Genomic DNA, 15,086 nt, shown 5'->3' with positions numbered 1-15,086 from the left:
ATAAGAATCAATTGGGAGCAGGAAGGAGAGGAATCATTTGGAAAATCGCGAAGCGCTTTGGATGGAAGCAAAGAACTTCATTGAACAATGCTATAAAGAATTGTCTAAATCAGCCGAAGAAATGAAGGAACGTTTACATACAATCCGGGAGGACATCATCAGAACGGGGAGCTATTCGCATCGGGCAGAAGAGCTGGAACACGGAGCAAGGATGGCCTGGAGAAACAGCAGCCGCTGCATCGGAAGGCTGTTTTGGAACTCTCTTTCCGTCATCGACAGGCGCGATGCGGGGACGGAAGAGGAGGTTCGCGACGCGCTTTATCATCATATCGAATCGGCGACGAACGACGGGAAAATCAAACCGTTCATTACGATTTTTCCGCCTGAGGAAAACGGCAAAAAAAAGGTGACGATTTGGAATCACCAGCTGATCAGGTATGCGGGTTATGAGACGGAAAACGGCATCATCGGGGATCCGGCTTCAATCGATTTGACTAGGAGTTGCGAGGAGCTTGGCTGGAGAGGCGAAAGAACGCATTTTGACGTGCTTCCGCTTATTTTCCAAATCGATGGCAAGCCTCCCGTCTGGTATGAGCTGCCCCGGTCGATCGTCAAAGAGGTGCCGCTTACGCACCCTGATATTGAAGCGTTTAAAGACCTGGGGCTGAAATGGTATGCTGTGCCGATCATTGCGGATATGAAGCTTGAAATCGGGGGTATTCATTATAACGCGGCTCCGTTTAACGGCTGGTACATGGGCACGGAGATCGGCGCGCGCAATTTAGCCGATGAAGACCGCTATAATATGCTCGGGAAAGTGGCAAACATCATGGGCCTTGATACTGAGCGAAATGCTTCATTGTGGAAAGACAGGGCGCTCGTTGAATTGAACACGGCCGTGCTTCATTCGTACAAACAGGCGGGCGTCAGCATCGTCGATCACCACACGGCGGCGAGCCAGTTTAAACGCTTTGAGGAGCAGGAGGCAGAAGAGGGACGTGAGCTGACGGCAAGCTGGACGTGGCTGATCCCGCCGATGTCGCCGGCATCGACCCATATTTTCCACAGCCATTATGAGAATAAAACCGTCAAACCGAATTATTTTTATCAGGATAAGCCTTATATCAAAAAGTAAAGGAGACTGCAGCAATGAAAAAACACCTTTGGCTTGGCGCCGCTCTGGCTATGATGTTGTCCGTTTTGACTTATACGGGAGCGGAAGCAAAAGGGTCAAAAATCGTACTCGGTTATACGACGGGGGAGACGGCATCATACCGTTCGCTGACGGGTTATCACAGCTATCTTAACGCGATAGCGCCTGATACGTATGCGTTTGACCAAAAAGGAAACATCATCGGAGAGACGCCGAAAAACCAGCTGTCGTATGCAAAAAAGAAAAGAATAAAAACGTGGGCGGTCATCTCCAATTATAATGAATCGATTCAAGACTTTGATGGGAACCTGGCGTCGCGCGTCATGACAAACAAAACTGCGCGCAAACATTTTGCCGATCGGCTCGTCAAGCTTGCCAAAAAAGAATCGTTTACCGGAATCAACATCGACTTTGAAGCGGTAAAACCGGGCGACAGGGCCAAGTATTCGAGCCTCATTCAATACGTCGCAGGCGTATTGAAAAAGAACAAGATCAAAACGATGGTATCGGTTCCTGCCAAAAGCGCCGATAATCGAAATGATGACTGGAGCTGGCCGTACGACTACGCAAAAATCGGCAAATATGCCGACTATGTGCAAGTTATGACATACGACGAACACGGCGTTTGGGGCAGCCCGGGATCAGTCGCCGGAACGAACTGGATCAAGGGAACGTTACAATATGCGGTGAAGACAATCAAAGCGAATAAAGTGATCATGGGCATCCCGTCTTACGGAAACGACTGGGATCTGAAGGATCAATCGAACAGCAAATTAAAACAGTGGAATGAGCTTGCGGCGCTCAAAAAAAAGCTGAAGGCAAAGCCTGTTTACAACAAAAAATCGGGTTCCATGACGTTTTCTTATAAGGACGCAAGCAAACATAAACATGTCGTCTGGTATGAAGACGAAAAAACGATTGCAGCGAAAAGCCGCCTGGCCAAGCAGTATAAAATCGCAGGTGTATCTGTTTATTCTTTAGGACACGAATCAGCGTCGTTCTGGAAGGCGGTTCAAAAAGGAATGAAATAAACGTTGAAACGGCTGTCCGAAAAAAAACGGGCAGCCTGATTTATGCCCGAAAGGAGCTGTTTTATGAAACACGATATTGACTTGTTTATGGAACGGCATTTTATGGGGATGTACTTAAAACCGCCGTTATTCTATAGATGGCCGTACGGGATTCGTTTTGAAATCGCAAAGCCTTGGGCAGATCATGGAGAAACGGACAACCTTCGGCAGATGAAAGAAAGAAGCCTTGCGATATTCGACCGGGTGTTTTCAGCCGCCGATAACATGCTGATTGCCGCGGATGTTACCTTTGGCCAAAAAAACGGATGAACATGCATGAAGCAAAAAGCGATTTTAAAGAGGCTGCAGTACCGGGGGGACAGCCGTTTTTATCTTCTTCGCTGCACGAAGGGCGGTATCCGCTTTGGCAAACTGCGGTCCGTCATATGCGCCAAAGACTTTTCGAATCCGGGATACGATTTTGACATCTATTTTTTGAATGCCTCGCGGAAGATGGTTTTCCATTTGTATGATGACCGGGGATGTGACGTGATCGCCGCTCAGAAAGAAGACCTTGAGCCGCTGTACAGACGGTTGAACGAATGGATTTTAGACGATGACAGGGGCCGGATCGATCGATTATTTGCAAATAAATAAAAAAGGCCGGTTAAAACCAGCCTTATCTGTTCATGCCGTTTTCTTTTCGGAATAACATGTACGAGTAGACATACGGCGCAAAAACGGTAATCAAAATAATCGGCAGAATCACACTTGGACCGATGGCAAACAAGCCGTCCGCTATGATGAAGATTCCTGCGACCGTAAATACTTTCGCCCCGAATCTGTGGGTTTTTTTCCAAATCTCATCACTGCTCAATGTCCAAGGGTTTTTAATGCCCATAAAGAAATTGGGACGGACCCGAGGAAGGTAATTGCCGATTACGATCAGAAGAGCCCCTACAAGGACCGGGGCGATGCTCCGCGTCGGCAGATCGTATCCGAGTCCGGACAGCACCATCAATAAATTGATCAAAGAAAAGATCACCATCATCGCATTGACGAGAATATCATACGTTTTTGAAAACAGGCGGTAGTTTTTCTTGCGGGGGTCGATTTTTGGCGTGACGGCCATCAAGGCGTACACAACGATAATCAGTCCCATCGCAGTCAGCATCGCTTCCATTTTTGAGGCATAGCGGTCGACTTCGCCTGAGGATGACCAATGGATCGGGACCTGATCGGACATGTGCGGGTACGCGAATACCCAAACCAACAGATTGATGATTATTATAGATAGCGGAAATATGTGCTTCTTCATTTTGCATCCCCTTCGTCTTTTCCGTTTTGTTCAGTAAAGCTGAAAGCCCAGCTGATAATATCTTGAAACATCGTCGTATTCAGCGAGTAAATGATGAATTGCCCTTTTTTTTCATCCTGAATTAATTCGGCCTGTTTTAAGATTTTTAGATGCTGGGAGATACTCGGCTTTGACATTTGAAAATGGCCGGCGATTTCACCGGCAGTCATGTCCCGTTCTTTCAGCAGATTCAATATTTTTCTCCTGGTCGGATCTGCCAAAGCTTTAAAGGTTTGATTCATGTTTGACACCCTTGGTATTTAGATATTTAATTATTTAACTAAATACTAAAGTATTTGCCCGAAGAAGTCAAGAGACACGAAAAAAACCGCCGAAACGGCGGCTTTTAATAAGAGATGTTAAACTTTTGGTATCCGTCAAGCTGTTTTGTTTCCTCGAATGTGACGTTTGTGACGCGTGAAAACGGACTTCCTTTTTGGACGGCTTTCAGAAACTGTTTCAGGCTTTCTTCAGGCCCTTCGGCACGGATCTCCACAGTGCCGTTATCGCGGTTTTTGACCCAACCGGTCAGTTTCTGTTTATCCGCCTCCATTTGTACGAAGTAACGGAAGCCGACGCCTTGGACGCGTCCGTCAACAATGATCCGATATTGAAGCACCTTAGAACACCCCTTTTCTTCTATGCTACCATATTTCCCGTTTTTCGATCACGGGATGGACATGAAGAATGCGAACCGCTACAATATGAAAATATAGGAAGGGCGTGAGAATTTGGATCAAAAAGAGTATGAGATTTCGTCAATTTATGTAGGATCACCGGAAGTATGCGAATTTGAAGGGAAGAAAGTGGAGACGGCGATTTTTAAACGTCCCGCCGGCTCTCCCGTATATTTGAGCAGGACGAATTTTGACGGCGACAAGCAGGCCGATCTCGTCCATCACGGCGGCGCGGATAAGGCGGTGTGCGTCTATCCGGCGGACCATTATCCGTATTGGGAGAACGCGCTTGACAAAAAGCTTCCTCAGGCGGCATTCGGCGAAAATTTGTCTGTCAAAGGATTAATTGAACAAGACGTATGCATCGGTGACATTTTCAAGCTCGGTGAAGCGCTGGTGCAGGTGAGCCAGCCGCGGCAGCCTTGTTTTAAGCTCGCCAAAAAGCTGAATGTCAAAGATATGGTGCTGAAAGTAAGGGACACCGGCTACAGCGGCTTTTATTTCAGGGTGCTGGAGGAAGGGATCGTTGCACCCGATTCGCGGCTGCACTTCGTCTCCCGCGACGCGCACGAAATCACTGTCGCATATGCAAACCGTTTGATGTACCATGACCGGAATAATCAGCCTGCCATTCGGAAGATCCTAGAGGTCGAGGCTTTGTCAGAAAGCTGGAGGGCGGCATTTATAAAGCAGCTGAGTGCATAAAAAAAGCCGCACCGGAAAAACGGTGCGGCATCATGATTATTTTTTAACGGTGTCAAGCAGATTCGCTAAAAAGTGCGTTTTGTAGCTTTGAAGCTTTCTTCCTTCATACGTCGTCATCCCCAGCTTTTTCAATTCTTGAACATACCAGCCTTTGCTTCCGTAATGCATGTCAGAAAACTCCTTTCCATCATGGGTTAATTGGCATTCTAACATCCATCCAAAACCTTTGAAAAGGGGCATAACGAAATTTTTAAAAACTGATTCCTTCGAATTAGTCTAAAGGACTGATTCGAAAGGTTAATGATGGATCAGACTGGTGATGACCATCGTAAGAATCAAAATGCTGAGAACGATTCCGATGTATTTCAAAAAACCGTTCTTTTTTTTATGGGCATAGACGGTTAATATTACGCTTTCGATGAAAAAAATCAGTCCGATGATGGCAAACAACATAAATAAAAGAGCTCCTTTCGGCCATGCTGCTTTTTATTGTAACATAAAACCCGGACTTTCACGGAAGTCCGGGTGTAAGCTTATCGATTAATCCAGTTTTGTTAAAATGACGGGTGAGTCTTTCGTAATCACGATCGTATGCTCGATCTGCGCCACCAGGCTTCCGTCAGGCGTTTTGAACGTCCAGCCGTCGCCTCCTTCTACAGTATGCTCTGCTTTTGTCGAAACAAACGGTTCCAGCGCGATGACGGTTCCGTTTTTAAAGAGCGCGCTGTCAAACGGATCATAGTAGTTTAGAATGTGATTCGGCGCTTCGTGAAGCTTTTTTCCGATCCCGTGGCCGGTCAGGTTTTTAATGACGGTAAATCCGTGTGCCTTCGCTTCATTGTATACGGCTCTGCCGATTTGGTTTTGTTTTTTTCCGGCCCGCGCCTGCTCAAGACCTTTTTGAAAAGCGCTTTCCGCGCATTGGCACAGCTTGTGCAGCGTTTCATCGCCATTGCCCAATACGAATGAAATTCCGGTGTCTGAATAGTAGCCGCCGAATTCAGCCGAAATGTCGATATTGATCAAATCTCCTTCTTTTAAAATCGTAGAAGTGCTCGGAATGCCGTGGGCCACTTCATCATTGACGCTGATGCACGTCGTTCCCGGGAAATCGTATTCTTTCTCCGGAGCTGACGCGGCTCCGTGGGCTTCAAGCACCCGTTTTCCGATCAGATCGAGCTCTTTTGTACTCATGCCGGGCTCGGCTTTTGCCTTCATTTCTTCCCTCGCCAAAGCGACGATTCTGCCGATTTTTTTGAGCCCTTCAAGCTCTTGGTCATTCGTTACAATCACAGTTCATTCCCGCTTTCTTTTTTTATATTCTACATCAAGCTTACCATATCTGTTCCCGAAAAAGGAACAGCGCGGCTTGACGGTGAAAAAACACCTGCCTTCCGTCTTAAGGAAGCAGGCGTTTTTGATTATTGTCCGGACTCCGATGTTGTTGCTTTAGATGCGTCGGATTCGGAGCTTTTCGGATTATGGTTGGTGTAGTCGTAGTCGTTCGGATCGATTGCCTTGAATCCTTTCGGTTTATAGAACCGCAGCAAATCTCCGTCGACGATTTTGTCCGACATTTCAAGCTCTTTTTTGACCGATTCATCGATGTTCGGATCGACGTCTTTTTCGCTGAGGGGCTCTCCTGTTTTCGTATCGTAGTAGTTTCCGTTCGTTTTCGTGTACTTCGGTGAAATGAAGTCACCGTTTCTGAACGGAATCACTTCGCGGTGTTCAGGAGACAGAAGGTCAGAACCGCTCATCAGGTAATCCTTCGTATCCACGCCCATCAAGTGAAGCAGGGTAGGTTCCACATCGACTTCACCGCCGTATTTGTGGGATTTTACGCCTTTGACACCCGGAGCATGAATGAACAGCGGAACCCGCTGTAATTGAGCATTCTCATACGGTGTAATATCTTTGCCCAATACTTTGGACATTGCTTTATTGTGGTTTTCAGAAATGCCGTAGTGGTCGCCGTACATGACGACAATCGTATTGTCATACAGTCCTGATTTTTTCAGATCGTTGAAAAACTGTTCGAGCGCCTGATCCATGTAATGAGCCGATTGAAAATACTGGTCAACGACGTTGTCGCCTGTGCTTCCGGCCGGGAAGTCTGTATCGCCTTCATCCATTTCGAACGGGAAATGGTTTGACAGCGTGATGAACTTCGTATAGAACGGCTGTTTCAGGCTATTTAACAGCGGCATGGATTCTTTGAAGAACGGTATATCCTTCATGCCGTAGTTTTTCGTATTCTCTTCGCTCATATCGTAATACGTCGCGTCGAAAAATTTGTCATATCCGATGGCTTTGTACATTTCATTGCGGTTCCAGAACGTTTTGTAGTTGCCGTGGAAAGCCGCGGATGTATAGCCTTGGGATTTCAAAATCGCCGGTGCCGACTGAAGCGTGTTTTGCGCTTTATTGATGAATACCGAACCTTGTGATAAAGGATACAGCGAGTTGTCCATCATAAATTCGGCGTCTGATGTTTTACCTTGTCCAGTTTGGTGGAAAAAGTTATCAAAATAAAACGTTTCATTATCGTGTGCCAGCGAGTTTAAGAACGGCGTAACTTCTTTGCCGTCAACCTTATAGTCGATAATAAAATTCTGCAGCGATTCCATCGAAATATAGACGACGTTCATGCCTTTCGCTTTTCCGAAATACTTAGGATCCGGCTTATCATAATTGGCTTTGATATAGTTTTCGACGTCTGTGACATCGCTTGATTTTGCAAAGGCGCGCTGGCTGTTAGACTTGACGTTTTGGACTGCATCGTAGATTGTGAAGTTGTATGTGCCCAAATACTTCACAAGGTAGTTCCGGTCAAATGAGCGGGTGAGAAGCTCCGGACGGTCCATCTCCGCAACTGCAAGATTGGCGAGAAAGACCAGGATGCTTGCACCCATTACGATTTTAAACGGACGCTTTGTCGTTTTTTCAGACGGTCTGTTATAAAAAACGGCCAATGCGATCAATATGATCGTATCGATAAAATAAAAGACATCGAGAGGATGCATTAATGAGAAAATACTGTCCCCGAGCTGTCCGCCGTTTGTTCTTGCCTGCATGATCGTAGGCAGCGTGATAAAGTCGCTGAAAAATCTGTAGTATACGATGTTTGCGTAAAGTAAAAAAGACATTAAAAAATGAATCACTATTATGGCTGTCTGCTGTAATTTTTTCTTGAACAGAAGTCCAAATCCAAGAAAGAACAAGCTTGAGCTAATCGGATTCACAAAAAGCAAAATCTTTTGTACTATGTTGGTTATTCCTAAATTAAATTCAATTACATAAGCAGCATACGTTTTTAGCCATAGCAATACAACGGCTATCAGAAAAAAGGCAAGCCCTCTTTCCTTTATAAATCTTTTCATTGTTACACTCCTTTTTCCGGATCAGCATAAAACCATCGGAACGAAAGAAAAAACGAATGTATAAAATATACCATGAAATGCCGATTTAGAAAAGCGTTAACTGAGCCGGCCGAAAAAACGGCAAAACCCCCGGCGGAAAAGCGTTTTTCGAGCCTTTTTAGCGATCTGGAAATATTTTGCGCGGAATGCGTATTGGCTCTGTTATTGTTTTATGGCAGACTGATTTATAATATGAATGAAAAAGGCTGGTGAGAACATGGATTTCTCATATCTAATCTCCGAGGACAGAATTAAGCGGGCGATCAAGGACGGGGAGTTTGACAGGCTGCCGGGAATGGGCAAGCCGCTAAAAAAAGATGAAGCAGCCCATGTTCCCGAAGATCTCCGGATGGCTTACAGGATGCTGAAAAACGCCGGGATGGCCGGTGATGAAGGGGCTTTGAAAAAAGAACTGATGACCATTGAAGACTTGATCGCCAAATGTACGGACGAAAGCGAACGCGAGCGGTTAATGGAAAGAAAAACGGAAAACAGGCTCAAGCTTGACAGGCTTGCAGACAAAAAAGGCCTGTTCGACAAACCTGCATCCGCTTTTTATAAAGATAAGGTGTATCGCCGGCTCGGCCGTTAGCAGACATAGAGGCAGACCTTAGAGGTCTGTTTTTAATTTTTTGAAAGCGCTGTAAAAAATCTGTTGACTACTTGTATATACAGGGATACAATAAAAGCGTAACATGTATATACAAGTATAGAACGGAGGGGTTGGCATGGGGGAACTGAACAGATCTGCACGGCAAATTGCCGATGCTATCGGCGGTGCGGAAAATATAGCAGCGGCCACTCACTGTGTGACTCGTTTGCGATTTGCGTTAATAGATGAAAGCAAGGTCGATCAAGAGGCGCTTGATCAAATTGACGTCGTGAAGGGATCGTTTTCGGCAAACGGCCAGTTTCAGGTGGTGATCGGCCAGGGGACGGTCAACAGCGTATACGCCGAGTTCGTGAAGGAAACAGGAATCGGCGAAGCCACGAAGGATGATGTGAAGAAGGCTACTGAGAAAAAGATGAATCCTTTGCAGCGTGCCGTGAAAACGCTTGCGGATATTTTTATTCCGATTTTGCCGGCAATCGTTACGGCTGGATTGCTGATGGGAATCAACAATATTTTAACGGCACAGGATATTTTCTTCAGCGGAAAGTCGATCGTTCAAGTCTATCCGCAGTGGGCTGATCTGGCCAATATGATCAATTTGATCGCGGGAACGGCCTTCGCTTTTCTGCCTGCCTTAATCGGCTGGTCGGCCGTGAAGCGTTTCGGCGGCAATCCGCTTCTTGGGATCGTGCTCGGCGTCATGCTGGTGCATCCGGATCTCTTAAACGCCTGGGGATACGGGGCTGCGGAGCAAAGCGGAAAAATCCCGGTTTGGAACCTTTTCGGCCTTGAGGTCCAGAAAGTCGGGTACCAGGGGCAGGTGCTGCCGATATTGATCGCTTCCTATTTGCTTGCGAAAATTGAGCAGTTTTTAACGAAGCGGACTCCCGAAAGCATTCAGCTGCTCGTCGTTGCTCCGATTACGCTGCTTGTGACAGGCTTTGCGTCGTTTATCATCATCGGGCCGGTTACATTTGCGGTTGGAAACGCTTTAACTTCCGGATTTATTGCGGTATTCAGCACATTCGCAGCTCTTGGGGGCCTCTTGTACGGCGGGTTGTACTCGGCCCTCGTCATAACCGGAATGCATCATACGTTCCTTGCGGTCGATCTCCAGCTTATCGGCTCCAAGCTCGGCGGGACATTTTTATGGCCGATGCTCGCGCTCTCCAATATCGCTCAAGGGTCGGCGGCGCTTGCGATGATGTTCATTGTTAAAGATGAAAAACAAAAAGGGCTTTCCTTAACATCAGGCATTTCCGCTTATCTCGGCATTACCGAACCGGCGATATTCGGGGTGAACCTGCGGTACAGGTTTCCGTTTATCATCGCGATGATCAGCTCGGGGCTTGCCGGAATGTATATTTCCTCACAAGGAGTCTTGGCGAGCTCTGTCGGAGTCGGCGGCGTCCCGGGCATTTTCTCAATCATGAGCCAGTATTGGGGCGCGTTTGCGATCGGGATGGCTATTGTGCTGGTGGCGCCGTTTGCCGGAACATACGTGTATGCAAGAATGAAACAAAAATCATAAACGGGAAGAGACGCATGTTGCGGTCTCTTTTCCCTTTTCATCAATAGAAAGAAAGTGGTGGTGCTGATAATGGGAACGAAACAACAGCCATGGTGGAAAACAGCCGTGGTCTATCAAATCTATCCGAAAAGCTTCAACGATACGACAGGAAGCGGTGTCGGCGATATTCAGGGCATCATCGAAAAGCTCGATTATATAAAAGAGCTTGCCTGTGATGTCATTTGGCTGACGCCGATCTACGAATCTCCTCAACATGACAACGGCTATGACATCAGCGACTACTACCGGATTCATGAAGATTACGGAACAATGGAGGACTTTGAGCGGTTGTTGGAGGAAGCCCGCAAACGCGGCTTAAAGGTGATCATGGATCTTGTCGTCAACCATACGTCGACAGAGCACAGATGGTTTAAAGAAGCATCATCGGCGAAAGACAATCCTTACCGGAATTTTTATATTTGGAAGGATGGGAAGCCGGATGGATCAGAGCCGACGAACTGGGAGTCGAAATTCGGCGGCTCCGCGTGGGCGTTTGAAGAAAAGACGGGTCAATACTATCTCCATCTTTACGATGTGACGCAGGCTGATTTGAATTGGGAAAATGAAGACGTCAGAAAAAAAGTGTATGAGATGATGCATTTCTGGTTCGAAAAAGGGATTGACGGCTTCAGGCTCGACGTTATCAATGTCATTTCCAAAGACCAGCGCTTTCCGGATGACGGCGAAGGAGACGGACGAAGATTTTATACGGACGGTCCGCGCGTTCACGAATTTTTGCATGAAATGAACAGGGAAGTTTTTTCACAATATGACAGCATGACGGTCGGAGAAATGTCATCGACATCAATTGCCGATTGCATCAAATACACGAACCCCGACAATCAAGAGCTGAATATGGTGTTTAATTTTCATCATTTAAAGGTCGACTACCCAAACGGGGAAAAGTGGAGCTTAAGCGAGTTTGATTTCTTAAAATTAAAGAAGATTCTTTCCGAATGGCAGACGGAGATGAATAAAGGAGGCGGCTGGAATGCGCTGTTCTGGTGCAACCACGATCAGCCGCGGATCGTCTCGCGCTACGGAGACGACGGGAAGCACCGCAAAAAATCGGCGAAAATGCTGGCGACGGCGATCCATATGCTGCAAGGCACCCCGTACATTTATCAAGGTGAAGAACTCGGAATGACCAATCCGAAATTTGATGATATATCGCTGTATCGGGATGTGGAATCTATAAATATGTACCGCCTGATGAAAGAAGAAGGAAAGCCCGAACAAGAGATCATCAACATTTTAAAAGCGAAATCGCGCGATAATTCCCGGACACCGATGCAATGGAACGGCGGGGAAAACGCCGGGTTTACGACCGGAACGCCTTGGATTCCGATTCCCGCGAACTACAAGGACATTAATGCCGAGGAAGCGCTGGACGATCCCGATTCGGTTTTTTACCATTATAAAAAGCTGAATAAGCTGCGAAAAGAATGCGAGATTATCACAACAGGCGATTTTCAGCTCATTCTTGAAGACGATCCGCAGCTTTTCGCATATGTAAGAAACGGAAAAAACGAAAAGCTCCTCGTCATCAACAATTTTTACGGCAAGGAAACCGAGTTCCGCCTGCCTGAAAATATCGATTGCGAAGGGTATTCTGCCGAGGTTTTGATCACAAACGATCTGGAGATTCCGGAACAATTCGGCCGTTTTATGGTGAAGCCTTATCAATCGATAGTTTATCATCTTGCCAAACCATGCTAAACTAAGCTGGGTGGTAAAAAATGAAAGTCAACAAATACGTCATGATTTATAAAGAAATCGCCGAACAAATCGATCAGGGCATCCTGAACGCCGGCGATATCCTGCCGTCGGAACACGATCTGACAGACCGGCACGACACGTCGAGGGAGACCGTTCGAAAAGCGCTGAATATGCTTGCTCAAAATGGCTATATTCAAAAAATCAGGGGAAAAGGATCAGTCGTCCTCAACAGGGAAAAAATGCAGTTCCCGGTTTCCGGACTGGTCAGTTTTAAAGAGCTTTCCGAAACGCTTGGAAGACAGACGAGCACGACCGTACATGAATTCGGCTTGATCCATCCGGGTGTATATATCCAAAAACAGCTTCGGATTAAAGAAGACGAGGAGGTATGGCGAGTCGTCAGGTCCCGGACAATCAACGGAGAGCGTGTTATCCTTGATAAGGATTATTTTATCCGTAAAAACGTCCCGCTTTTAACGAAAGAGATATGCGAGGATTCCATTTATCAATATATAGAGGATGAGCTCGGACTCGCGATCAGCTATGCCCACAAGGAAATCGTCGTTGAGCCGTGTACGGAAACGGATCAAACATATTTGGATTTAAACGGATATGAGCACATCGTCGTCGTGAAAAACTATGTGTTCCTCGATGACACGACACTGTTTCAATATACGGAAAGCAGACACCGGCTTGATAAATTCCGGTTTGTCGATTTTGCAAGACGGGAAAAGTAGCACGGTCCGCCTGACGGCGGCCGTGTTTTTTTTTGTGGAGCCGTTTCTCATCGCGTCCAATTTGAATATGATGCCAAAGGCAAAGCATGCGAAATGGAGGCTATGCGAATGATTCATGAGACCGTTAAGGTTGGAAAGAACGTAGTATTGGGAGAAGGTGCCGTCATTGAAGAAAACGTGGCGATCGGGGATAACGTGACGATCGGCCACCATGCGATCATCAAGAAGGATACACAGATCGGAAGCGGAGTGATGATCGGCGACTTGACCGTACTTGGCAAAGGGACTTCTTCAAATAAAAAAATGGCGCGCCAGCCGAAAAAAGCAGGCGGACCTTTGGTGATTGAGGATGGAGCGGTCATCGGTTCAAACGTTGTTATATACAGGGATGTCTGTTTGGGAAAGGGCGTGTTTGTGGGCGATATGGCAAGCATCCGCGAAAATGTGACGGTCGGAGAAGAAAGCATCATCGGCCGAAGCGCCATGGTTGAGAACAATACAAAGATCGGGTGCAGGGTGACCGTCCAAACGGGATGCTATATCACCGCCGATATGGAAATCGAAGATGAGGTATTCATCGGTCCGTGCTGTTCAACATCAAATGATAAATACATGGGAATGGGAAATTACCAATATAAAGGTCCAACGATTAAAAGGGGAGCAAAAATCGGCAACAATGCGACATTGCTGCCATCAGTCGTTATCGGAGAACACGCCGTAATCGGCGCCGGAGCCGTCATCACAAGAGATATCCCCGCCGGAAAAACCGCTTACGGCAACCCGGGCCGGGTGATGAAATAACCGTCTCCTATAGAAAGACGGTTTTTGGTTTTGAAGGAATAAATGTTAAATATCGAAGGAGCGACAGGCCCAACGGGACCAGCCAGCCCTCAAACAGCGCTTTTCTTTACAAATATCTCAGGTTCTATTTCAGTCTATAATCCTCCGGCTGTTCCGTTAAATACTGAAGTAACTGTTGTAACAGTACCAGGTGTAACTGTATGCAGCGGTTAAAATGTTTAATTCGATTATACTCTGGCAGTAGAGGCTGTAAATACAGCAAAATTATTATTGAATCAAGGCTTTACTGAAACGGAACTCTGCTTCAAAATAGAATTTTTAATAGAAGTCTTGCTGCGGCTGGAACACAAAGATTCCCGCTAGCTAGCACTTTTGTTGATACTGTACCTGACGCTGCAAACTGTTACCTATATAGTTAGAAAAGCCGTAACAACGGCTGCAAACGTAGCTTCTGCAGCAGCTTTCAATAGAGATTTAAATATAATTCGATTCCCTTAGAGAAGAGGGAGATGTTCTTTTAGAGCATCTCTCTTTATTTTTAAATCAGTTTTAAGAGAATTCATTTTTTAACAATATAGTAGACGCTCAAACTTTAGCTATAAATGTGTTTTAATCGTATGGAAAACAACGTGACCGAGTGATATATGAATTCATAGTATATGCTAGCTTCAATCTTTAAATTAACTATTGAAGCAAATTTAAGAAAAGGAGGTAAAATCCTATATGTCGATTCAAAATGTAGTTGTTAATGGGGGTTTCGAGACAGGGACACTCCCGCCTTGGGTTGGCCAAAATGCAACGGTCACTACTCAGTTTTCTCATTCGGGTTTTTGGTCGACAACATTGCTGGGCGGAAATGTAGTATCATTTATAGCTCAATTTGCCCCAGTTAACCCTGGAGAGGGTTTAGAATTTCTAGTGTCTTTGGCCAAATCGGGATTTTTACCGTCTCCTCAAGTGCAGATACAGGTTTCGTTTTTTGATAGTTCATTTAACTTCCTTGGACAGGGGCTATTTGTTAATATTCCATTTAATAGATTACCGGTTGTAGAAAATAACACATGGATTGAAATCTACCAAACGACAGATCCTGCTCCTGCGGGTTCTACTATGGCGTTTATTTTGATTAATACTCTTCCGCAATTTGGAACTGCTAATGTCATTGTAGACGATGTAGCACTTTTACAGACTGATGGAGCAGCAGGTCCGACAGGCCCAACAGGTCCGACAGGCCCAACAGGTCCAACAGGCCCAACAGGAGCGACAGGTCCAACCGGAGCAACCGGTCCAACCGGTCCAACCGGCCCGACAGGAGCAACCGG

16 protein-coding genes and 1 pseudogene are annotated in these 15,086 nt (G+C 46.2%); 10 read left to right on the top strand and 7 right to left on the bottom strand.

Annotation, left to right across the window (positions count from 1 at the left end):
• The first annotated feature begins 37 nt into the window (after positions 1–37).
• The 3 genes and pseudogenes from AB447_RS11785 (at position 38) to AB447_RS27510 (ending at position 2,820) form a co-directional block, all read left to right on the top strand.
• Positions 38–1,135, top strand: a complete 1,098-nt coding sequence (locus AB447_RS11785) for a nitric oxide synthase oxygenase (protein WP_048353991.1) — start codon at positions 38–40, stop codon at positions 1,133–1,135.
• Between the two features lie 14 nt (positions 1,136–1,149).
• Positions 1,150–2,184 carry a glycosyl hydrolase family 18 protein gene (locus AB447_RS11780; RefSeq protein ID WP_048406776.1) on the top strand — a complete coding sequence of 345 codons (1,035 nt, stop codon included), beginning with the start codon at positions 1,150–1,152 and terminating at the stop codon, positions 2,182–2,184.
• A gap of 42 nt (positions 2,185–2,226) precedes the next feature.
• Positions 2,227–2,820 (top strand): annotated as a pseudogene (locus AB447_RS27510) (DUF3885 domain-containing protein).
• Positions 2,821–2,842: 22 nt separating this feature from the next.
• On the opposite strand, the gene AB447_RS11765 reads toward AB447_RS27510, so the two are convergent.
• From AB447_RS11765 to AB447_RS11755, 3 genes are all read right to left on the bottom strand, one after another.
• Positions 2,843–3,481 (bottom strand): SdpI family protein, encoded by a 639-nt coding sequence (locus tag AB447_RS11765; RefSeq protein ID WP_048353993.1) that lies wholly within the window; start codon positions 3,479–3,481, stop codon positions 2,843–2,845.
• The gene (locus tag AB447_RS11760) at positions 3,478–3,762 is read right to left on the bottom strand and encodes an autorepressor SdpR family transcription factor (protein WP_046130372.1); all 285 of its coding nucleotides are present in this window, start codon (positions 3,760–3,762) and stop codon (positions 3,478–3,480) included. The genes AB447_RS11765 and AB447_RS11760 overlap by 4 nt, the downstream gene beginning before the upstream one ends.
• 104 nt (positions 3,763–3,866) lie before the next feature.
• The gene (locus tag AB447_RS11755; protein WP_048353994.1) at positions 3,867–4,139 is read right to left on the bottom strand and encodes an acylphosphatase; all 273 of its coding nucleotides are present in this window, start codon (positions 4,137–4,139) and stop codon (positions 3,867–3,869) included.
• Positions 4,140–4,251: 112 nt separating this feature from the next.
• On the opposite strand from AB447_RS11755, the gene AB447_RS11750 reads away from it, so the two are divergent.
• A complete protein-coding gene (locus AB447_RS11750; RefSeq protein ID WP_048353995.1) occupies positions 4,252–4,902 on the top strand; it encodes an MOSC domain-containing protein in 651 nt (216 codons plus the stop codon).
• A gap of 36 nt (positions 4,903–4,938) precedes the next feature.
• Here the strand turns inward: AB447_RS11750 and AB447_RS25230 are convergent, their stop codons facing one another.
• The 4 genes from AB447_RS25230 to ltaS form a co-directional block, all read right to left on the bottom strand.
• Positions 4,939–5,070, bottom strand: coding sequence for a YflJ family protein (locus AB447_RS25230; protein WP_065894194.1), 132 nt, complete (start codon positions 5,068–5,070; stop codon positions 4,939–4,941).
• Positions 5,071–5,199: 129 nt separating this feature from the next.
• On the bottom strand, positions 5,200–5,355 hold the full coding sequence (locus tag AB447_RS26270) for a hypothetical protein (RefSeq protein WP_096892055.1): 156 nt from the start codon (positions 5,353–5,355) through the stop codon (positions 5,200–5,202).
• Positions 5,356–5,442: 87 nt separating this feature from the next.
• Positions 5,443–6,195, bottom strand: coding sequence for a type I methionyl aminopeptidase (gene map / locus AB447_RS11745; RefSeq protein WP_048406775.1), 753 nt, complete (start codon positions 6,193–6,195; stop codon positions 5,443–5,445).
• 128 nt (positions 6,196–6,323) lie between these two features.
• Positions 6,324–8,285 carry a lipoteichoic acid synthase gene (ltaS, locus tag AB447_RS11740; protein WP_048406774.1) on the bottom strand — a complete coding sequence of 654 codons (1,962 nt, stop codon included), beginning with the start codon at positions 8,283–8,285 and terminating at the stop codon, positions 6,324–6,326.
• 256 nt (positions 8,286–8,541) lie between these two features.
• Between ltaS and AB447_RS11730 the strand changes: the two genes are divergently transcribed.
• The 6 genes from AB447_RS11730 to AB447_RS11705 all read left to right on the top strand — a co-directional run.
• Positions 8,542–8,916 carry a DnaJ family domain-containing protein gene (locus AB447_RS11730; protein WP_048353020.1) on the top strand — a complete coding sequence of 125 codons (375 nt, stop codon included), beginning with the start codon at positions 8,542–8,544 and terminating at the stop codon, positions 8,914–8,916.
• 136 nt (positions 8,917–9,052) lie between these two features.
• A complete protein-coding gene (gene treP / locus AB447_RS11725) occupies positions 9,053–10,468 on the top strand; it encodes a PTS system trehalose-specific EIIBC component (protein ID WP_048353019.1) in 1,416 nt (471 codons plus the stop codon).
• Positions 10,469–10,537: 69 nt separating this feature from the next.
• The gene (gene treC / locus AB447_RS11720; protein WP_048353018.1) at positions 10,538–12,226 is read left to right on the top strand and encodes an alpha,alpha-phosphotrehalase; all 1,689 of its coding nucleotides are present in this window, start codon (positions 10,538–10,540) and stop codon (positions 12,224–12,226) included.
• A 20-nt stretch (positions 12,227–12,246) separates the two neighbouring features.
• A complete protein-coding gene (gene treR / locus AB447_RS11715; protein ID WP_048353017.1) occupies positions 12,247–12,963 on the top strand; it encodes a trehalose operon repressor in 717 nt (238 codons plus the stop codon).
• 108 nt (positions 12,964–13,071) lie between these two features.
• A complete protein-coding gene (locus AB447_RS11710) occupies positions 13,072–13,764 on the top strand; it encodes an N-acetyltransferase (protein WP_048353024.1) in 693 nt (230 codons plus the stop codon).
• A gap of 723 nt (positions 13,765–14,487) precedes the next feature.
• On the top strand, positions 14,488–15,086 hold a 599-nt coding region (locus tag AB447_RS11705; RefSeq protein WP_156415984.1), incomplete at its 3' end, for an NTTRR-F1 domain.

It is taken from the genome of Bacillus glycinifermentans (assembly GCF_001042475.2).
GTDB classification, from domain to species: domain Bacteria; phylum Bacillota; class Bacilli; order Bacillales; family Bacillaceae; genus Bacillus; species Bacillus glycinifermentans.
The sequence above is the reverse complement of the archived record's forward strand: the minus strand, read 5'-3'. Positions and strand labels throughout refer to the sequence as shown.